Origin of the sequence: Pseudomonas brassicacearum, from assembly GCF_003732265.1 — a bacterium.
Lineage (GTDB): Bacteria > Pseudomonadota > Gammaproteobacteria > Pseudomonadales > Pseudomonadaceae > Aquipseudomonas > Aquipseudomonas brassicacearum_D.
In genome coordinates, this window is the sequence record NZ_MOBK01000006.1 from 1,217,724 (window position 1) to 1,236,780 (window position 19,057).

The following is a 19,057-nucleotide window of genomic DNA, read 5'->3' on the forward strand; positions in this document are numbered from 1 at the left end:
GAACAAGGGAATGCGTGAGGGCGGCTGCGCTTAAAACAAATACAAAAGGCGGAGACAACGCAATGCACAACAATAAGAGTCACGGGTTCACGGTTTCACGCTACACATTGCTGGCCTCAGCCATTCTGGCCGCGTCCATGCCGACCGCCCAGGCGGTTGAACTGGATACCGGTAATCCGGACTGGACCGCGCGTCTGGATAACACCATCAAGTACAACTACGGTGTGCGCACCGAAAGCGCCGACAAGCGCATGTTGGGGACGCCGAACAACAACGATGGCGACTACAATTTCCGCAAAGCCGGCACCAACATCACCAACCGTATCGACCTGTTGACCGAGATGGACGTGGTCTACAAAAACGCCATGGGCTTTCGTGTCAGTGCCGCCAGCTGGTACGACAAGGCGTACGAGAACACCGGCTCCAACTCCAACCCTTTCGTCAACGGCAACGATGCACGCTCCGGCCTGGTCGCCAACGACCCACGCCTGGCCGCCGTCACCAACGACAACGTCGGTTTTGGCAGCTCGCACCTGAGCAACTATGCCCAGCGTTATTACACCGGTCCGTCCGGTGAAATCCTCGATGCGTTCGTGTTCTACAGCACCGAGGTGGGCGAGGAATCCTTGCTGAGTATGAAGGCCGGTCAGCACAACGTGTTCTGGGGCGAGACCATTCTCAACCCGGTGCATTCGATCAGCTACGGCCAGTCCGGCCTCGACCTCGCCAAGCTGGCGGCGTCCCCGGGCACTGAAGCCAAGGAACTGTTTGTACCGCGTAACCAGCTGTCGACGACTTTCACCGTTAACCCTGAGTTGACCATCGGTGCCCAGTATTTCCTCGACTGGGACGCGGCTCGCTTGCCTGAAGCCGGCACCTACTACGGTGGTTCCGATCTGGTGGGCTTCGGCGCGCAATCGTTCCTGTTGGGCAACACCAACGCCGTGGTTCCGGGCAGCCCGCTGGGTTGCGGCCTGGCGCCATGCAACGGTTTGACCAACGTGGTGCGTGGACATGACCTGACGCCGCACAGCAGCGGCGACTGGGGTGTCATGGCCAAGTGGTCGCCGGCCTGGCTGGACGGGACGCTCGGCGTCTACTACCGCGAGACGTCGGAAATCCTGCCGCAAGCCTGGCTGGATGCCCGAGGCATTTCGTCGGCCAACGCGAATGGCACCCGCCCAGCAGGGCAAGTGCCTGCCGTGGTCAACACGCTCAACTCGTTGAACACCGCGACCTATCAACTGGCCTATGCCGACGACATCAAGATTTTCGGCCTGAGCCTGTCCAAGGACGTCGGCGGCGTGAGTGTGGGTTCCGACCTGAACATCCGTCACAACATGCCGCTGGCCAGTATCCCGGCAATCGTCAGTTCCACCAGCCCGCTGGGCCTGGGCAAGGGCCTCGGCCTGTTGCCGGCGCGCACCGATGCCACGGGCGTGATCTACGACACCCCGAGCCGCGGCGACAGCATGAGCGCCACCGGCGAGACGTTGCACTGGACGTTGAACGGTCTGATGACCCTGCCTAAAACGCCGGTGTTCGATCAGGCGACTGTGCTTGCCGAGCTTTACTACAGCAACCTGTTGAGCATCGATGACAAAAACAAGGCGCTCTACAAAGGCGAAGACAGCTATCGCGGTATCGACAAACCGACCCGTGACAACTGGGGCATCGCGGTCAACTTCACACCGACCTGGTACCAGGTATTCCCGGGCGTTGACCTTAACGCGCCAATGTCCGTCAACGTCGGCATCGACGGCGTATCGCCAGTGTCCGGTGGCGGTGCCAAGGACACGGGCAACTATGCATTCGGCGTGGGTGCCGTTGTGTACAACAAATACTTTGTCGACCTGAAGTATGTGGACTCTTTCGGCCAGACCGACAAGTGCAATAAAAGCGGCGTGAGTACCGGCCCGACGGGGGGCGACGGCTCTACTCCAAACGCCTTTAGCGGTAACGAAAACTATGCGTGCTACGCCGGTGGCTACTCGTCCTTTTCCGGTGGCGGAGCCACGACTGAGGATCGTGGTGCTGTTTACCTGACAATGAAAACCACCTTTTGATTCATCACTCGCTTACTCGACGTAAGCAGGAGAACCTCAACATGAAATTTGTACAAACCGTGTTGGCTGCCTCGCTGGCGATGGTTGTTGCCGCCCAGGCACACGCTGCTGTATCTGCTCAGGATGCCGCCAAACTGGGCAGCAGCCTGACCCTCGTCGGCGCTGAAAAAGCCGGGAATGCCGATGGCTCCATCCCGGCCTATGACGGTGGCCTGACCACGCCGCCCGCCAGCTTCAAGGCCGGCGACAGCATGCGCCCGGATCCGTTTGCCAATGAAAAACCGCTGCTGGTGATCGACGGCAAAAACGTCGATCAGTACAAGGCTCAACTCACTGCGACCACCGCGGAACTGGCCAAGCGTTTCCCGACGTTCAAAGTCGAGGTGTACCCGACTCACCGCACCGTTTCGCTGCCTAAAGCGATCCTCGACAACGGCGTGAAAAACGCCACCGGCGCCAAGTCCCTTGAAGGTGGCCTGGCCATCGACAACGTGCTGCCGGGCATACCGTTCCCGATTCCGCAATCGGGTAACGAGGCAATGTGGAACTTCCTGTTGCGCTATCAGGGCGTGAGCATCAGCTCCAAGTACGACTCCTGGAACGTTGACTCCGCGGGCGTTCCAAGCCTGGCGACCACCGGGCAGGCGTCCATCTCCTACCCGATCTACGAAAACCTGGCGCAGCCGATCACCAGCTCCGACGTGTATTACCAGATGAAGCTGGCCTACACCGGTCCTGCGCGCCGGGCTGGCGAAGCGATCATGCTCAAGGATGCCGCCAACCCGCTGCAACAACCGCGTCGTGCCTGGCAGTACCTGCCTGGCCAGCGCCGTGTGAAGCTGGCTCCAAACCTGGCCTACGACACGCCTAACCCAGGCACCGCCGGCGCCGGTACTTACGACGACGTGTTCGTGTTCAACGGTGCGCTGGATCGCTACGACTGGAAGTTGGTCGGCAAGCAAGAAATGATCGTGCCGTACAACACCTACAAGCTGACCTACGTGCAGGATCCGAAGTCGATCACCACGCCTAACCACCTGGCACCCGACTTTGTGCGCTGGGAAAAACACCGCGTGTGGGTCGTCGAAGGCACCCTCAAGTCTGGCGCTCGTCACATCTACGCCAAACGTCGCTTCTACCTCGACGAAGACAGCTGGACAGCTTTGGCCTCGGACCAATATGACGCCCGTGGTCAGCTGTACCGTGGTTCCTTTGCCTTCCTCAGCCAGAGCTATGACAAGCAGGTGCCTGACTCCACGCCGTTCATGATTTATGACCTGGTGGGCGGTTCCTACAACATCAACGGTGTAGTCGGCCCTTACGGCGGCATCAAGTACGTCGATCCGCTCTCCAAGGCGCAGTGGTCGTCGGAGTCCCTGGCGGGCGCCGGCATTCGCTAAGCAAACCGCAACAAGGCGTTCATCGGTCCACGGCCCGCAAGCCGTGTGACCGCGCGACGGTCGGTGCACGCCGATCGTCGCAGCGCCGGTTTTCAACGTCGGGCTGCACGCTGCAGTCCCTGACGCGGTTTTCCCAAGAGGACGCGGTATGTGTTCGTACAAAAAGTACCTGCAGTTAACGCTCGGCGCCCTGCTTGTCATGTCGCAGGGCGTCACCCAGGCGGCCGGTTACATCGATGTGCTGGACCTGCCTGCCAAAGTCAGTCCGCTGGCGGTCAGCAGCCCGTTGACCGGCATGACCCGTGCGGGCGACCGATTGGTTGCCGTCGGGCAGCGTGGGCACATTCTCTATTCCGATGACAGCGGTAAACACTGGCAGCAAGCAGCTGTGCCAGTGAGTGCCGATCTCAGTGCGGTGAATTTTCCATCGGCCAGGGAAGGCTGGGCGGTCGGCAATGATGGCGTGGTGTTGCACAGCAGCGATGCGGGCGCGACCTGGGCCAAGCAGTTGGACGGCCGTCAGATCGGTGAATTGCTGGTCAAGCATTACGGTGCATTGGCCAGTGCCGAACCGGACAACGAACAATGGTCACACTGGGCCGCCGAAGGCCAGCGGCTGGCAGAGCAGGGCGCCGATAAACCCTTGCTCGACGTCTGGTTCGCCAACGAGCAGGTCGGCTATGTGGTCGGCGTGTTCAACCTGATTTTGCGCACTGAAGACGGCGGCCAGACCTGGACCCCGTTTCAGGACCGCACCGATAACCCGCAAGGCTTTCACCTGAACGCTATCGCCTCGACCGGCGACGCGTTGTACATCGCCGGCGAGCAGGGCCTGTTGCTCAAATGGGATAACGCCAGCCAGCGTTTCGCTGAAGTGCAAACGCCTTATCAGGGCAGCTTTTTCGGCGTGCTCGGCAAGCCCGGCGAAGTGCTGGTCTACGGTTTGCGCGGCAACGTATTGCGCAGCACCGATGGCGGCCAGAACTGGACCGCGCTGGACACCGGCCTGCACATCAGCGTCACCGCCGGCCTGATCGATAACCGTGGCGACTACCGCTTGTTCACCCAGGGTGGGCAGATGCTGGTCAGCCAGGGTTCTGGCGCGCAACTGCACCTGGTTCAGCAGCCTGTACCGACGCCGATAGCCGGCGCCACCGAGGCCTCCGACGGCTCGTTGGTCGTGGCTGGCAGCCGTGGCGCACTGGCGCTGTCCGTCGTTAAGACCTCGAACCCTTAAAGCGAGAACCCAGACATGGGCAACATAAAACAACAAGAAGCCATGCCGGTGATCCGCGACGTGCGCGATTTCGACCGCCGCTCCGGCAACCTGCTGGAACGCCTGGTCTTCAACTACCGCCCGCTGTTCATGCTGCTGATGGCGCTCGCCACCGTGGTGCTGGGCTTCATGGCGGCGACCCGCCTGGAGCTGCGTCCCAGCTTCGAAAAAATGATTCCGCAGAGCCAGCCGTACATCCAGAATTTCCTGGAGAACCGCGCGTCGCTGCGTGGTCTGGGCAACTCGGTACGGGTGGTGGTGGAAAACACCCAGGGCGACATTTTCGACCCTGAATACCTCGACGTGCTCAAGCAGGTCAACGACCAACTGTTCCTCACCGAAGGCGTTGATCGGGCGTGGATGAAGTCGTTGTGGAGCCCGTCGGTGCGCTGGACCGAAGTCACCGAGGAAGGCTTCCAGGGCGGCTCGGTGATGCCCGACACCTACGAGGGCAAGCCTGAACAAATCGAACAATTGCGCCAGAACATCTCTCGTGCCGGGATCGTCGGCAGCCTGGTCGCCAGCGACTTCAAATCCAGCATGCTGATTGTGCCGTTGATGGACAAAGCCTCGGCTACCGGCCAGAGCATCAACTACCACGCGTTCTCGCAGATGCTCGAAGAGCAGTTGCGCGACAAGATTGAATACGCCGGTGACAGCGCCGCGCGCAAGTCCGGTGTCGAAGGCAAGGGTCACTACAAGGTTCGGGTGATCGGCTTCGCCAAACTGATGGGCGACCTGATCGACGGCCTGATTCAGGTGATGATGTTCTTCGGCCTGGCCGTGATCACTTCGCTGGTGATCATTTACGCCTATACCCGCTGCGTGCGCAGCACCTTGCTGGTGGTCGGCTGCTCGCTGATTGCGGTGGTCTGGCAACTGGGCATCGTCGCGTGGCTGGGTTACGCCATCGACCCGTATTCGGTGCTGGTGCCGTTTTTGATCTTCGCCATCGGCGTGTCCCATGCCGCGCAGAAGATGAACGGGATCATGCAGGACATCGCCCGCGGCACCCACAAACTGATCGCTGCGCGCTACACCTTCCGCCGTCTGTTCATCGCCGGCGTTACCGCGTTGCTGGCCGACGCCGTGGGTTTTGCGGTGTTGATGCTGATCGACATTCCAGTGATCCAGGACCTGGCGATCACCGCCAGCATCGGTGTCGCGGTGCTGATCTTCACCTCGCTGCTGCTGATGCCGGTGGCGCTGTCGTACGTCGGCGTGGGCGCCAAGGCCGCCGAACGTGCCTTGAAAATCGACACCCGTGCGGAAAAGAACAAAGGCTTCGGCCGACTCTGGGATTTGCTCGACCGTTTCACCACCCGCAAGTGGGCCACCGGTGCAGTCGTGGTCGCGGTGTTGATGGGCGTCGGCGGCTTCATGGTCAGCCTGCACCTGAAAATCGGCGACCTGGAAAGCGGTGCCCCGGAGCTGCGGGCCGACTCGCGCTACAACCGCGACAACGCCTACATCACCCAGCATTACGCGCTGTCCAGCGACCTGTTCGCGGTGATGATCAAGACCGCGCCGGAAGGCTGCCTGAACTACAAAACGCTGGTGCTGGCCGACCGTCTGGCCTGGGAACTGCAACAGAGCCCGGGTGTGCGGGCGACGACGTCGCTGGTCAACGCCGTGCGCCAGATCACTGCCGGCACCTACGAGGGCAACCCCAAGCTCAACAGCATCCAGCGCAACCAGGACGTGCTCAACTACGCGGCGCAACAGGCCTCGGTCAACTCGCCGGAGCTGTTCAACAACAACTGCTCGCTGATGCCGGTGATCGCTTTCCTCAAGGATCACAAGGCCGAAACCCTCGACGCCGTGGTCGCCATCGCTGACCAGTTCGCCAAGGAAAACAGCACCGAGGATCGCCAGTTCTTGCTCGCTGCCGGCAGCGCCGGGATCGAAGCCGCGACCAACATCGTCGTGCGTGAAGCCAATCACACCATGCTGCTGTACGTGTACGCGGCGGTGACCTTGTTCTGCCTGATCACCTTCCGCAGCTGGCGCGCGACGCTGGTGGCGCTGCTGCCGCTGGTGCTGACCTCGATCCTCTGCGAAGCCTTGATGGTGGCGATGGGCATCGGTGTGAAAGTCGCGACCTTGCCGGTGATTGCGCTGGGCGTCGGCATCGGCGTCGACTACGCGTTGTACCTGCTCAGTGTCCAGCTGCATTTCCAGCGCCAGGGCCTGTCGTTGTCGCAGTCGTACCGCAACGCCGTGTCGTTCACCGGCCGCGTGGTCGGGCTGGTCGGCATCACCCTGGCCGCCGGCGTGGTGTGCTGGGTCTGGTCGCCGATCAAGTTCCAGGCCGACATGGGCATCCTGCTGACCTTCATGTTCCTGTGGAACATGCTCGGCGCGCTGATCCTGATTCCGGCGTTGTCGTATTTCCTGCTGCGCGAAAAATCCCTGGAAACGCGTCCTGTCGAGGACGCACCGCAGGCGCCGGCCGAAGCAGCCAGCACCTCGCACACTTCACCTGTTCCTCATGCCTTGAGCACACCTGAGTAAGTCACTATGTCCGAATACAAAGCTCCCTTGCGCGACATGCGCTTCGTCCTCAATGAAGTCTTTGAGGTGTCCAGCCTGTGGGCGACATTGCCTGGCCTGGCCGAGGTGATTGATGAAGAGACGGCTGCCGCGATCCTGGAAGAGGCCGGCAAGATCACCGGTGAAGTGATCGCACCGTTGAACCGCAATGGCGATGAACAAGGCTGCACCTGGAACAACGGCGAAGTCATCGCGCCGGACGGTTTTGTCGCCGCGTACCAGGCGTTCGCCGAGGGCGGTTGGGTCGGCGTGGGCGGTGATCCGCAGTTCGGCGGCATGGGCATGCCCAAGGCGATTTCGGCGCAGGTCGAAGAGATGGTCAACTCGGCCGGCCTGTCCTTCGGCCTGTACCCGATGCTGACGGCCGGTGCGTGCCTGTCGATCAACGCCCACGCCAGCGAAGAACTCAAGCAGCGTTACCTGCCGAACATGTACGCCGGCACCTGGACCGGTTCGATGTGCCTGACCGAGGCCCATGCCGGCACCGACCTGGGCATGATCCGCACCCGCGCCGAGCCTCAGGCCGACGGCAGCTACAAGGTTAGCGGCAGCAAGATTTTCATCACCGGCGGTGAACACGACCTGACCGAAAACATCATTCACCTGGTACTGGCCCGACTGCCGGATGCACCGGCCGGTCCGAAAGGCATTTCCCTGTTCCTGGTGCCCAAGGTGCTGGTCAACGACGACGGTTCCCTGGGCGAGCGCAACGCGCTGTCTTGCGGCTCCATCGAACACAAGATGGGCATCAAGGCTTCCGCCACCTGCGTGATGAACTTTGACGGCGCCACCGGCTGGATCGTCGACGCGCCGAACAAGGGCCTGGCGGCGATGTTCACCATGATGAACTACGAGCGTCTGGGCGTCGGCATTCAGGGCCTGTCCCTGGGCGAGCGTTCGTACCAGAACGCCGTCGAGTACGCCCGTGACCGTCTGCAAAGCCGTGCGCCAACCGGTGCGCAGAACAAGGACAAGGCTGCCGACCCGATCATCGTCCACCCGGACGTGCGCCGCATGTTGTTGACCATGAAAGCCTTGAACGAAGGCGGCCGTGCGTTCTCCAGCTACGTGGCCCTGCAACTGGACACCGCCAAGTACAGCGAAGACGCGACCACGCGCAATCGTGCACAGGAATTGGTCTCGCTGCTGACCCCGGTGGCCAAGGCGTTTCTCACCGACATGGGCCTCGAAACCACATTGCACGGTCAGATGATTTTCGGCGGCCACGGCTACATCCGCGAGTGGGGCCAGGAACAATTGGTGCGTGACGTGCGCATCACCCAGATCTACGAAGGCACCAACGGCATCCAGTCGCTGGACCTGGTCGGGCGCAAGATCGTCGGCAGCGGCGGGGCGCTTTACCGTTTGTTCGCCTCCGAGGTCCGCCACTTCGCCGCCAATGCCAGCGCAGAGCTCGGCGAGTTCAGCAAGCCGTTGAGCGCCGCCGTTGACGTCCTCGACGATTTGACCGCGTGGGTGCTCGACCGGGCGCAAAACAACCCGAATGAAATCGGCGCGGCCTCGGTCGAGTACCTGCAAACCTTCGGCTACGTCGCCTACGCCTACATGTGGGCATTGATGGCCAAGACTGCCATCGGCAAGCAGGCCGAAGACGACTTCTACGTCAGCAAACTGGCCACTGCACGCTTCTACTTCGCCCGCCTGCTGCCCCGCATCCATTCATTGAGTGCGTCAGTCAAGGCCGGCAGCGAGTGCCTTTACGAACTGGACGCGACGCAATTCTGATCGCCGAGCCAACGCAATAGAAAGAATCGGGAACCCCAAACATGATGGCGACAAAAATAATTCCGCCCGCCGACGGCGCTTATGCCTATCCGTTGCTGATCAAGCAATTGTTGCTGTCCGGTGCGCGCTACGAGCCGGGTCGCGAAATCGTCTACGCCGACAAACTGCGCTACGACTACCTGACGCTCAACAAGCGCATCCGCAAACTGGCCAACGCCTTGACGGCCGCCGGCGTGAAAGCCGGGGACACTGTGGCGCTGATGGACTGGGACAGTCATCGCTACCTGGAATGCTTCTTCGCCGTGCCAATGATCGGCGCGGTGCTGCATACGGTGAACATTCGCCTGTCGCCGGATCAGGTACTGTTCACCATGAACCACGCCGAAGACGATCTGGTGCTGGTGCATGATGATTTTCTGCCGCTGCTTGAGCAGGTCCAGGATCGGTTGACCACCGTCAAAGGTTATCTCCAGCTCACCGATGACAGCGCCGCCAACACCTCGTTGCCGGTGCTGGGTGAATATGAGCAGCTGCTGTCCCAGGCATCAGACCAGTACGACTTCCCCGATTTCGACGAGAACTCGGTGGCGACCCTGTTCTACACCACCGGCACCACCGGTGACCCGAAAGGCGTGTATTTCACTCATCGCCAACTGGTCCTGCACACCCTGAATGCCGTCGGCACGTTGGGCGTTTATCAAGGCCAGCCGCTGCTGCGCTCCGATGACGTGTACATGCCGATCACGCCGATGTTTCACGTGCATGCGTGGGGCGTGCCGTATGTCGCCACGTTGATGGGCCTGAAGCAGGTTTATCCGGGCCGCTACGAGCCGAACAGCCTGGTCCGGTTGTACCGTGAGGAGAAGGTCACTTTCTCCCATTGCGTGCCGACCATTCTGCAAATGATCCTGAACTGCGAGGCCGGGAAACAGACCCGCTTCGAGGGCTGGAAAATGCTCCTCGGCGGCAGCGCGCTGACCTTGGGTATCGCCAGCGAAGCCAGTGCCAAAGGCATGGTGGTGCACAGCGGTTACGGTATGTCGGAAACCTGCCCGTTGCTGTGCCTGAGCTACCTGCGTGATGACGTGCTCAAACAACCCATGCAAGAACAATTGGCCACCCGCATCAAGACCGGCACACCGGTGCCCATGGTTGACCTGAAAATCGTCGATGCCAGCGGCAACGATGTGGTGCATGACGGTGAGTCTCTTGGCGAAATCGTGGTCCGCGCGCCTTGGCTGACCCAGGGTTATTTGAAAGAACCGGCAAAGGGCGCCGAGCTTTGGCTCGACGGCTGGATGCACACCGGCGACATGGCTTCCATCGACTCGATGGGGGGCGTGGAAATCAAGGATCGCATCAAGGACGTGATCAAGACCGGGGGCGAGTGGATCAGCTCGCTGGAACTGGAAAGCCTGATCAGCGAACACGCGGCGGTGATGTCTGTCGCGGTCGTCGGTATCGTCGATGAACAGTGGGGCGAACGGCCCATGGCGATGGTGGTGTGCGAGCCGGGGCAGTATCTGGACAAGCAGATCCTCGAGACGCACCTGCAGACGTTTGTCGAGTGTGGGCGTATCAACAAATGGGCTATTCCGAAGCAGTTCAAGTTCGTGGCTGAAATTCCCAAGACCAGTGTCGGGAAGATCAACAAGAAGCTGATTCGGGAGAGTGAGGCGGGCTGACGGTTATCAGGCTCGTTGGGTAGATGAAAGAACGTGGCGTGGGGGAGACCTCATGCCACGTTTTCGTTTGGGGTTACTTGTTGGTTTTGGGGCGTTATTTAAGGATTTGGCCTACGCCGTTTTCCTACTTACCTGACTTCTTTACTGATTGATTCCCCGCAAAGTCTCGCGCGCTCAAAACGCTGCGCGAGGGCGAAATTTCTGGGCAAGGTCGTCGGAAGTTTCCTTCAACTCGTAGCGGCTTTCATGAACTGGTGCGTAGTGAGATCCATGGATAGTCTTTGGCTGTCGCTGCGAATGCAGTGGCAGGGTGTAGGAACCCTTGGATTTTCACCGCGCGTCAGCGCTGTCGTGTGATTGCGGCACTTAATTAGTGTCCGTAAGATCGTTCGCGGCGGCTGTGCGCGGGACACGCTTCGGCGTGGCTGAGTTTGGTGGATCCTCAGTTTCCTACTCCCGCGTACGGCTGCCACCCAAGCCCGTAGGAAGGCCGTTGGTAGCTTAAATTTATCCGCCAAAGGTCTGAAAAAATGAAAACCCTTCACCCCGATCCACCCTACGAAAAACCAATCCCCCACCCCAAAAGCCGCTTCATGGCCCTCACCAGCAACTGCACCGACATGCCCACGCTGTTCGTCGACACCCACGCACCGCTCGACGTTTTATACGAAGCCGCCAACTACCGAATTCGTGCCGTCACTCAGGTACTGGAGAACATGTCGATGCGCGGTTCGGTCGAGTGCGAATCCTTCATCCTCAGCGACTTCGCGCTGCTGTGCGCCATCCCATTGCGCGATGGCTGCGATGTGCTGGATGTAGTGGGGCGGCGGTTGCGGGCGCAGGCTTCGGATTAGCGCCGCTGAATGATCGTTCCCACGCTCTGCGTGGGAATGCAGCCCATGACGCTCTGCGTCAAACGGACACCGTGTAGAGTCGGGATTACAGAGTTTCACGCTCGGCTGCGAGGCCCTGACGTTCGCCCCGGTCGTCTGCCACTTTGGTGATCGCCAAATGACGACTAGGCTTAGCAGTAAGGCTTTCAGTGAGGTAGGCACTATGGAGACTTACATCGTTTCCCACGCAAAAAAGGACCCTGACGGCAAATTTGTCGAGTTCACATGGAAAAAGGTCGATGGGCACATGCACGCGGTCGGGCCCAGCGAGGTGGTCAGCTTTGACGAAGTCTGCAAATCCCTCGCTCAAGGCGATGAAGTATTTGTTCACGATACGGTGGGGGGCAAGGGAACGCGGGCATTCCTTGGCAACAATTCTTCGGGTGAGACAACGATTGAGCTTGAAGCCGGTGTATCGGAACTTGAGCAAATCGGCGATATGCCCAGGTTCTGAACCCCGGCGAATGTTTTCTGGCGCACTGGATGAGTGCGCGGGGAGTGGTCACCAACCGGTTAGTGCCACTCCTCGCCGAGCATGCACAGTCAGAGCAAGTAACCTGGTGCCTGTCCCTGGTGGTTGTCCTGCGCCCCAGCGATCAAGTGCAATGGAATGTGCTGTTGTTCTTCCATGACGGGTACTTCGAAGCACCCCACAATTTGAACGTGCCGCTCACTCAATCCGGTCGACTCTTGTGCCTGTAATTTAGCCATTCTCGCGTGGTTCGCTGCGATTTCACTGAGGGTTGACACGTTAAATCTCCGGTGACTCACCAGGCGTTATGCCGGGGTCCTTAAATGTTGAGTTGATTGTTGCTGCGTCAGAATAACGTCGTTTCCGGGCGGCTACGACCGGCCTTTGCAATCCCCACGCCAGACACTTTGAGCCTTGCGTCAAAGATTTGCCTATACGACGAATGGTGCAGGCGTCCTCGTAGCCGGGCAATGATTCGAGGTTTAATATTCAAAAAAGGAATAAATAGATAATTATTTATTCCTTTTGTTGTTTGTGCAGGTGGTGCACTTTGAGGGCCTGCGCATCCGCACGGATGCGTCCGCCACCAGACAGGAAGCCTCATCATGACCATCAAAGCGATCAACGTCCGCAACCAGTTCAAGGGCGTCATCAAGGAAATCGTCCAAGGCGAAGTGGTGTCCGAAATCGACGTGCAAACCGCCTCCGGCATCGTCACCTCCGTGATTACCACACGCTCGGTGCGTGACCTTGAACTGAAAGTGGGCAGCGAAGTGATTGCCTTCGTCAAATCTACTGAGGTCTCGATCGCCAAGCTCTAGCCCCGTCGGTTTGACATCAACCATCAGCGGCTTCGGCCGCTTTTTTTCGGCGTCCCCGTCACCTTGAGGTTTTCATGACAACACCGTTCAAGCGCTCCGCTTTGACCCTGCTCGCCACTTCCGTGGTGGCGCTGAGCGCATTACTCAGCCCGGTGGTCCAGGCCGAAGGCAAAATCAGCATTGCCCAGCAATTTGGCATCGGCTACCTGATTCTGGATGTGGTGCGCGACCAGCAGCTCATCGAAAAACACGGCAAGGAGCAGGGCCTCGACATCAAGGTCGACTGGAACAGCATCTCCGGGGCCACCGCCATGAACGAAGCGCTGCTCGCCGGGGCGCTGGATGTGGTGTCGGCGGGCGTGCCGCCGATGCTGACGATCTGGGACCGGACCAAGGGCAAGCAAAACGTCAAGGCCATCGCCTCGCTGGGGTCGATGCCCAATTACCTGCTGACTAATAATCCGACTGTAAAAAGTCTCAAGGACTTCACCGAAAAGGACCGTATCGCGGTGCCGGCGGCGGGGGTAGGTTTCCAGTCGCGGACCTTGCAGATCGAAACGGCCAAGCAGTTTGGCGCGGAAAACTTCAAGAGGTTTGACGACATCTCCATCAGCCTGGCCCACCCCGATGCGACATCGGCGCTGATTGCCGGCGGTTCAGAGATCAACTCACACTTCTCCAGCCCCCCGTTCCAGTACCAGGAACTGCAAAGCCCCAATGTGCACAAAGTGCTGAGTTCCTACGACGTACTGGGTGGCCAGGCCACGTTCAACGTGCTGTACACCACGGAAAAATTCCACGACGAAAACCCGAAAACCTACAAAGCGTTTTACGCGGCACTGGCCGAGGCCGAGCAGATCATCAAGGCTGACAAGCCCGCAGCGGCACAGACCTATATCCGTGTGGAGCAATCGAAACTATCCTTGCCATTGGTTGAGAAAATCGTCGCCGACCCGGAAATCGACTTCACCGTGGTGCCACAGCGAACCTACATCTATGCCGAGCAATTGCAGACGCTGGGTGTGCTGAAAAACAAGGCCGACAGCTGGAAAGACTATTTCTTTGAGGAAGCACATGGCGGTGCAGGCAGTTGAGACACCTTCGAACATCATGCAAACGCCGACCTACCAACGGCTGGACGTCGCCAACGGCAAGCCGATCAAGCTCTGGACCGAAGGCGTCCCGGTCGAAAGCGAAGCCCGGCAGCAACTGATCAACACCGCGAAGATGCCGTTCATCTTCAAGCATCTGGCGGTGATGCCTGACGTGCACCTGGGAAAGGGCTCGACCATCGGCAGCGTGATCCCGACCGTGGGCGCGATCATCCCGGCGGCCGTCGGCGTCGACATCGGCTGCGGCATGATCGCCGCCTGCACCACACTGACCGCTGCGGACTTGCCCGACAACCTGCACGGCTTGCGCAGCGCCATCGAGAAAGCGGTGCCCCATGGCCGCACGCTGGGGCGTGGCGTCCGGGACAAAGGTGCCTGGCACAGTGTTCCGAAACAGGCCGATCATGCCTGGTCGGCGCTGGCCTCACGGTTCAAGGCAATCACCGACAAGTACCCGAAACTTTCCCACACCAACAATCGCGCGCACCTGGGCACGTTGGGCAGTGGCAACCATTTCATTGAAGTGTGCCTGGATGAGACCGACCGGGTCTGGTTCATGCTGCACAGCGGTTCTCGCGGGGTCGGCAATGCCATCGGAAACCTGTTCATCCAACTGGCCCAGGCCGACATGCGTCAGCATCTTGCCAATTTGCCGGACCGTGACCTGGCCTATTTCAAGGAAGGCAGCCGGCACTTTAACGACTATGTCGAAGCCGTCGACTGGGCGCAGGATTTTGCCAAACAGAACCGTGCGCTGATGATGCAATCGGTGATTCAAGCGACCCGGCAAGTGATCAGGAAACCCTTCGAGGCGGCGCTGGAAGCGGTGAACTGTCACCACAACTACGTGCAAAAAGAGCGGCACTTCGGCGAGGACATCCTGGTCACCCGCAAAGGCGCGGTGTCGGCGAAGAAGGGCGAGTTGGGGATCATTCCAGGGTCGATGGGCGCGAAAAGTTTCATCGTCCGTGGGCTCGGCAATGAGCAGTCATTCTGCTCTTGCAGCCACGGCGCCGGCCGCACCATGAGCCGCACCAAGGCGAAAAGCCTGTTCACCGTCGAAGACCAGGTTCGGGCCACCGCCCACGTGGAATGTCGCAAGGATGCAGCGGTGATTGACGAAATCCCGATGGCCTACAAAAACATCGACGACGTGATGCACGCCCAGCGCGAACTGGTGGAAGTGCTGCACACCTTGCGCCAGGTAGTGTGCGTCAAGGGCTGAGCACTTCCAGTCACCGAACGATTATTTGTACTTGATCACGATGCCTTTGAGTTTTCGGCCCTGAATCGTTTCGATGTCGCGGCTCCACAGCGGCCCGCTGACGTACGCGCCGACGGTGCCGATATGGTCATAAACCACCACCACGGCATCACCACCGAGTTTGGCGGCTTCCTCCCGCAGTTTTTCTTCGACCTGGGTAATCGGCGGCGCCGGGTCGACGCTGGCATCGATCAGCACTTCACCCAATCGAACGTGCGGGCGAGTGGGTTCGGTGCGCAACACCACCACTTCACTGGCCAGCGTGGGCGCAGGATGTTCCACACCCACGTACGCGGTGGTCTGGGCATCGACGGTGGCGCAACCATTGAGCGCGAGCAGGGCGGCGACGAGCCCTCCCGCCAGCAGCGACATTTTGCAGCGGGTGGACCAAGGGGCATGTGCAGGCATAGCGGGTGTCCTCCGAACAAACCGTTGCCACGCAGGTGGCTTGTTGACGGTAGCAGACGGCCCGGGAGTTGCCAGAAAGAAGCCCAGCCCAGGCAGGTTGGGCTTTTTCATGCCTCGAAAAAATCACTGATCTTTCTCGCAGTTGACCATCCACGACACACCAAAGCGGTCCACCAGCATGCCGAAACGCGCCGCCCAAAACGTCTGTTCCAGCGGCATTTGCACGGTGCCGTCTTCCGATAAAGCCGTGAAGACCCGTTCCGCTTCAGCGATGCTGTCGACATTCAGCGACACTGAAAAACCGGCCATGTCATCGACAGGACGGTCCGGTGTGGTGTCGGACCCCATGATCGCCTGATCACCCACCACCAGGCGGGTGTGAATGATCAGGTTATGAAGGTCGGTCGGTACGTGCTCGCCGGCCGGGGTTTCACCGAAGGTCATCATGGCTTCGATCTTGCCGGGCAGGCTTTTCTCATAAAAGGTGAAGGCGGCTTTGCAGTCGCCGTTGAAGATCAGGTAGGGATTGATTTTCATGGTGTGCTCCCGGTAACGAAGGAGGCCGGGCGTGGTTGATCAACCGCCGACCCACAGTAATTGGACGCCATTAGCAAAGCGTTAGAGGGAGGGTTTGGCAAAATTCGTTTAGATGATTTTTCTATTGAATCGGGGTGTTTTATCGCCTGAGCACGCGTGCACCTGACATTGCATCAGGTGCTCACGCCACCGCGCGTGGCGCCGAAGGCCGCAGCAGACGCTCAATGGCCCCGCTCACCATGTTTTCCAGCAGTTCATCGCGCTCATGGTCATTAAGCTCATGTTGCATCAACCAACTGGGGGCGCTGTTGAGCAAGTTGGCGATGGCGTGTGCCGTGGCGCGTTGCGCCTGTTCACCGACCCGGGGTTTGGTGCCGAGTATCAACAGCAGCCGATGTTCGTATTGCTCGCGCAATTGCCGGACGCGCGCCTGTTGCTCGTCATTGAGGCAACCGCTGTCACGCTCCGCCAGACGAAAATGCCAGGGCATTTCCCGGTGCAGATTCAAATGCGCACGGATCAGGTTTTGCAGCCTGTCACGTTTCGCCGGCCCCTTTTGATCGAGGCGCCCCAGGGTCGCCAGCAGCTCTTCGTAGAACTCCTCGATCAGGTCGAGCAGCAAGTGCTGCTTGCTCGGGTAGTGGTGATACAACGAGCCCGAGGACAGCCCCAGGCACGTCGCCAGTTCACGCATGCCAACCTGACCGAAACCCTTGCTGGAGAACAACTCCAGCACCTTGTCCCGGTACTCGTTAAAGCGCGAGCAACGCTCAGGCATAGGCATGGAAGCCACGTCCTGTTTTACGTCCCAGATAACCGGCGGCGACCATTTCCTTGAGCAGCGGAGCGGGGCGGTATTTGCTGTCGTTGAAGCCGTCGTAGAAGGCTTCCATGATGGCCAGCAGGGTATCCAGACCGATCAGGTCGGCCAGGGCCAGCGGGCCGATCGGCTGGTTGCAGCCCAGGCGCATGCCGGCGTCGATGTCTTCGGCACTGGCCAGGCCTTCCTGGAACACCAGAATGGCTTCGTTGATCATCGGCACCAGAATCCGGTTGACCACGAAACCCGGGCGGTTGCCGGCGGTGATCGCGGTTTTGCCCAGGGTGGTCGCCATGTCCAGGGCGAGGGCGTGCGTGGCGTCGCTGGTTTGCAGGCCGCGAATCACTTCAATCAGGCCCATCACCGGCACCGGGTTGAAGAAGTGCAGGCCGATGAAGCGCTCAGGCTGGCTGACGCTGGCGGCGAGTTGGGTAATCGACAGCGACGAGGTGTTGGAGGCAATCACGCACTCGGCACTGACCTGCGCGGCGATTTGTTGCAGCACGCGCAGTTTCAGGTCGAGGTTTTCGGTGGCCGCTTCGATCACCAGTTGCGCGTTTTTCAGGCTGTCGTATTGGGTGCTGGTGCGAATCCTGTCGAGGGCGACGTGCTTCTGCTCCTCGGTCAGCGTTTCCTTGGCGACCTGGCGATCAAGGTTTTTGCTGACGGTGGCCAGGGCTTTTTGCAGGGCACTCTCGGAGATGTCGATCAGGGTCACGGTGAAGCCGGCCAACGCACAGACCTGCGCAATCCCGTTGCCCATGGTGCCCGCGCCGATCACGCCGATGTTTTGCAGATTCATTGTTGCCGTCCTTCCACTCATACCTTGCGATACCTTGGCCGTCACAACGGTCGAAGGCGTACTATTGGCCGCGAGTCTAGAACCGGCCGGTCAGTTGTCCTATGCCGCAACTGTTCAACGGTGCTGGTGTTTTTTGCCATTCAAGTGTCAGGGAGCGAAACGTTCACATGCGGGAAAACGACTCGGTTGCCGTTTATTTCGTGCAGGCCATGATCCACGCCCTGGGAGGAGATTCGCCGCGCCTCACGGCTGTGCTGGAACAGGCCGGTATCGACCCGGCGTTGATGGCTGAGCCCACGGCGCGGGTGCCGGCCAGCGCATTTGCCGAGCTGTGGCTGCTTCAGATCCGCGAGTTGAACGACGAATTTTTCCGGCTCGACTCCCACGGCATGCCGCCGGGCAGTTTCGCCTTGATCTGCCGCGCGTTGATTCAGGAGCCCGACCTGCACAAAGCCATGCGCCAGTGCCTGGCCAATTTCGGCCTGTTCCTGCGCGACTTTCGCGGCACCCTGAGCGTGCGCGGCAAGCGCGCCATCATCAGCCTCGACACCCACGCGCAAAACGACGACGTCAGCCGTTTTGGCGAAGAGACGTTCCTGGTGCTGATGATCAGCCTGATGTGCTGGCTGGGCGGGCGCCGCATTCCGATCGACCGCGCGGACTTTCGCCATGAGCGCGTATCCCTCAGCGACGACCGCTTGCTGTGGGGCCCCAACCTGACCTTCGGCGCCGAGCGCACCGAAATCGAATTCGCCAGCCACTACCTGCGCCTGCCGGTGGTGCAAGACCTGGCCTCACTCAAGGTATTCCTGCGCACGGCTCCGCAATGGCTGGTGATCCGCTTCCGCAACCAGCACGGCCTGGCCTCGCAAGTCCACCAGCGCCTGCGAAACAGCGATTACAGCGAATGGCCGACCCTGCAGGATTTCGCCCTGGAACAACACCTGAGCCCCAGCACCTTCCGCCGCAAACTCGAGCGCGAAGGCTGCTCATATCAGGAGATCAAGGACGAAGTACGGCGCGGCGTGGCGTTTGAACAATTACGCCAGAGCAAGGCGAGCATCAGTGATATTGCTGAACGGCTGGGCTTTCAGGAACCGAGCGCGTTTCATCGGGCGTTCAAGAAATGGACGGGGGAGAGCCCGGGGCGGTATCGGGCGCGGTTTCAGGTGGGTGTGGAGTAAAGTCGACTGTTCTGGTGT

17 protein-coding genes are annotated in these 19,057 nt (G+C 60.1%); 12 read left to right on the top strand and 5 right to left on the bottom strand.

What is annotated here, in order from left to right; genetic code table 11:
* Positions 1 to 62: 62 nt before the first annotated feature.
* The 8 genes from BK660_RS18690 to BK660_RS18725 all read left to right on the top strand — a co-directional run bounded on the left by BK660_RS18690 (position 63) and on the right by BK660_RS18725 (position 12,073).
* Positions 63 to 2,066, top strand: coding sequence for a DUF1302 domain-containing protein (locus BK660_RS18690; RefSeq protein WP_123434488.1), 2,004 nt, complete (start codon positions 63 to 65; stop codon positions 2,064 to 2,066).
* A gap of 41 nt (positions 2,067 to 2,107) precedes the next feature.
* A complete protein-coding gene (locus BK660_RS18695; protein WP_123434489.1) occupies positions 2,108 to 3,466 on the top strand; it encodes a DUF1329 domain-containing protein in 1,359 nt (452 codons plus the stop codon).
* A gap of 148 nt (positions 3,467 to 3,614) precedes the next feature.
* A complete protein-coding gene (locus tag BK660_RS18700; protein ID WP_123434490.1) occupies positions 3,615 to 4,703 on the top strand; it encodes a WD40/YVTN/BNR-like repeat-containing protein in 1,089 nt (362 codons plus the stop codon).
* Between the two features lie 15 nt (positions 4,704 to 4,718).
* Positions 4,719 to 7,256, top strand: a complete 2,538-nt coding sequence (locus tag BK660_RS18705) for an efflux RND transporter permease subunit (protein ID WP_123434491.1) — start codon at positions 4,719 to 4,721, stop codon at positions 7,254 to 7,256.
* A 6-nt stretch (positions 7,257 to 7,262) separates the two neighbouring features.
* Complete coding sequence (locus BK660_RS18710) at positions 7,263 to 9,041, top strand: acyl-CoA dehydrogenase C-terminal domain-containing protein (protein WP_123434492.1); 1,779 nt, start codon at positions 7,263 to 7,265, stop codon at positions 9,039 to 9,041.
* A 41-nt stretch (positions 9,042 to 9,082) separates the two neighbouring features.
* Positions 9,083 to 10,726 (top strand): fatty acid--CoA ligase, encoded by a 1,644-nt coding sequence (locus tag BK660_RS18715; protein WP_123434493.1) that lies wholly within the window; start codon positions 9,083 to 9,085, stop codon positions 10,724 to 10,726.
* Positions 10,727 to 11,256: 530 nt separating this feature from the next.
* Positions 11,257 to 11,580 carry a hypothetical protein gene (locus tag BK660_RS18720; protein WP_027921435.1) on the top strand — a complete coding sequence of 108 codons (324 nt, stop codon included), beginning with the start codon at positions 11,257 to 11,259 and terminating at the stop codon, positions 11,578 to 11,580.
* A gap of 202 nt (positions 11,581 to 11,782) precedes the next feature.
* On the top strand, positions 11,783 to 12,073 hold the full coding sequence (locus tag BK660_RS18725; RefSeq protein ID WP_148057447.1) for a hypothetical protein: 291 nt from the start codon (positions 11,783 to 11,785) through the stop codon (positions 12,071 to 12,073).
* Positions 12,074 to 12,162: 89 nt separating this feature from the next.
* Here the strand turns inward: BK660_RS18725 and BK660_RS33100 are convergent, their stop codons facing one another.
* Positions 12,163 to 12,369 carry a hypothetical protein gene (locus BK660_RS33100; RefSeq protein WP_123434495.1) on the bottom strand — a complete coding sequence of 69 codons (207 nt, stop codon included), beginning with the start codon at positions 12,367 to 12,369 and terminating at the stop codon, positions 12,163 to 12,165.
* Between the two features lie 327 nt (positions 12,370 to 12,696).
* On the opposite strand from BK660_RS33100, the gene BK660_RS18735 reads away from it, so the two are divergent.
* From BK660_RS18735 to BK660_RS18745, 3 genes are all read left to right on the top strand, one after another.
* Positions 12,697 to 12,912 carry a TOBE domain-containing protein gene (locus tag BK660_RS18735; protein WP_027921432.1) on the top strand — a complete coding sequence of 72 codons (216 nt, stop codon included), beginning with the start codon at positions 12,697 to 12,699 and terminating at the stop codon, positions 12,910 to 12,912.
* 74 nt (positions 12,913 to 12,986) lie between these two features.
* The gene (locus BK660_RS18740) at positions 12,987 to 14,006 is read left to right on the top strand and encodes an ABC transporter substrate-binding protein (RefSeq protein ID WP_123434496.1); all 1,020 of its coding nucleotides are present in this window, start codon (positions 12,987 to 12,989) and stop codon (positions 14,004 to 14,006) included.
* A 16-nt stretch (positions 14,007 to 14,022) separates the two neighbouring features.
* The gene (locus BK660_RS18745) at positions 14,023 to 15,249 is read left to right on the top strand and encodes an RtcB family protein (protein WP_123434638.1); all 1,227 of its coding nucleotides are present in this window, start codon (positions 14,023 to 14,025) and stop codon (positions 15,247 to 15,249) included.
* Positions 15,250 to 15,270: 21 nt separating this feature from the next.
* Here BK660_RS18745 and BK660_RS18750 read toward each other — a convergent pair whose 3' ends face one another.
* From BK660_RS18750 to BK660_RS18765, 4 genes are all read right to left on the bottom strand, one after another.
* The gene (locus BK660_RS18750; protein WP_123434497.1) at positions 15,271 to 15,696 is read right to left on the bottom strand and encodes a hypothetical protein; all 426 of its coding nucleotides are present in this window, start codon (positions 15,694 to 15,696) and stop codon (positions 15,271 to 15,273) included.
* 123 nt (positions 15,697 to 15,819) lie between these two features.
* Positions 15,820 to 16,233, bottom strand: a complete 414-nt coding sequence (locus tag BK660_RS18755) for a VOC family protein (RefSeq protein WP_123434498.1) — start codon at positions 16,231 to 16,233, stop codon at positions 15,820 to 15,822.
* A gap of 181 nt (positions 16,234 to 16,414) precedes the next feature.
* Positions 16,415 to 17,017: a TetR/AcrR family transcriptional regulator gene (locus tag BK660_RS18760; protein ID WP_123434499.1), complete on the bottom strand. Its 603-nt coding sequence runs from the start codon at positions 17,015 to 17,017 to the stop codon at positions 16,415 to 16,417.
* Complete coding sequence (locus tag BK660_RS18765) at positions 17,004 to 17,855, bottom strand: 3-hydroxybutyryl-CoA dehydrogenase (protein ID WP_123434500.1); 852 nt, start codon at positions 17,853 to 17,855, stop codon at positions 17,004 to 17,006. The genes BK660_RS18760 and BK660_RS18765 overlap by 14 nt, the downstream gene beginning before the upstream one ends.
* Before the next feature lie 167 nt (positions 17,856 to 18,022).
* Between BK660_RS18765 and BK660_RS18770 the strand changes: the two genes are divergently transcribed.
* The gene (locus BK660_RS18770; protein WP_123434501.1) at positions 18,023 to 19,039 is read left to right on the top strand and encodes an AraC family transcriptional regulator; all 1,017 of its coding nucleotides are present in this window, start codon (positions 18,023 to 18,025) and stop codon (positions 19,037 to 19,039) included.
* Positions 19,040 to 19,057: the final 18 nt, after the last annotated feature.

Excerpts from the sequence above, each read along its gene's own strand:
- BK660_RS18720 (WP_027921435.1), top strand. The coding sequence starts at position 11,257 with ATGAAAACCCTTCACCCCGATCCACCCTACGAAAAACCAATCCCCCAC.
- BK660_RS18770 (WP_123434501.1), top strand. The coding sequence starts at position 18,023 with ATGCGGGAAAACGACTCGGTTGCCGTTTATTTCGTGCAGGCCATGATC.
- BK660_RS18710 (WP_123434492.1), top strand. The coding sequence starts at position 7,263 with ATGTCCGAATACAAAGCTCCCTTGCGCGACATGCGCTTCGTCCTCAAT.
- BK660_RS18725 (WP_148057447.1), top strand. The coding sequence starts at position 11,783 with ATGGAGACTTACATCGTTTCCCACGCAAAAAAGGACCCTGACGGCAAA.
- BK660_RS18740 (WP_123434496.1), top strand. The coding sequence starts at position 12,987 with ATGACAACACCGTTCAAGCGCTCCGCTTTGACCCTGCTCGCCACTTCC.
- BK660_RS18695 (WP_123434489.1), top strand. The coding sequence starts at position 2,108 with ATGAAATTTGTACAAACCGTGTTGGCTGCCTCGCTGGCGATGGTTGTT.
- BK660_RS18765 (WP_123434500.1), bottom strand. The coding sequence starts at position 17,855 with ATGAATCTGCAAAACATCGGCGTGATCGGCGCGGGCACCATGGGCAAC.
- BK660_RS18760 (WP_123434499.1), bottom strand. The coding sequence starts at position 17,017 with ATGCCTATGCCTGAGCGTTGCTCGCGCTTTAACGAGTACCGGGACAAG.
- BK660_RS18690 (WP_123434488.1), top strand. The coding sequence starts at position 63 with ATGCACAACAATAAGAGTCACGGGTTCACGGTTTCACGCTACACATTG.
- BK660_RS18715 (WP_123434493.1), top strand. The coding sequence starts at position 9,083 with ATGATGGCGACAAAAATAATTCCGCCCGCCGACGGCGCTTATGCCTAT.
- BK660_RS18700 (WP_123434490.1), top strand. The coding sequence starts at position 3,615 with ATGTGTTCGTACAAAAAGTACCTGCAGTTAACGCTCGGCGCCCTGCTT.
- BK660_RS18705 (WP_123434491.1), top strand. The coding sequence starts at position 4,719 with ATGGGCAACATAAAACAACAAGAAGCCATGCCGGTGATCCGCGACGTG.
- BK660_RS18750 (WP_123434497.1), bottom strand. The coding sequence starts at position 15,696 with ATGCCTGCACATGCCCCTTGGTCCACCCGCTGCAAAATGTCGCTGCTG.
- BK660_RS18745 (WP_123434638.1), top strand. The coding sequence starts at position 14,023 with ATGCAAACGCCGACCTACCAACGGCTGGACGTCGCCAACGGCAAGCCG.
- BK660_RS18755 (WP_123434498.1), bottom strand. The coding sequence starts at position 16,233 with ATGAAAATCAATCCCTACCTGATCTTCAACGGCGACTGCAAAGCCGCC.
- BK660_RS18735 (WP_027921432.1), top strand. The coding sequence starts at position 12,697 with ATGACCATCAAAGCGATCAACGTCCGCAACCAGTTCAAGGGCGTCATC.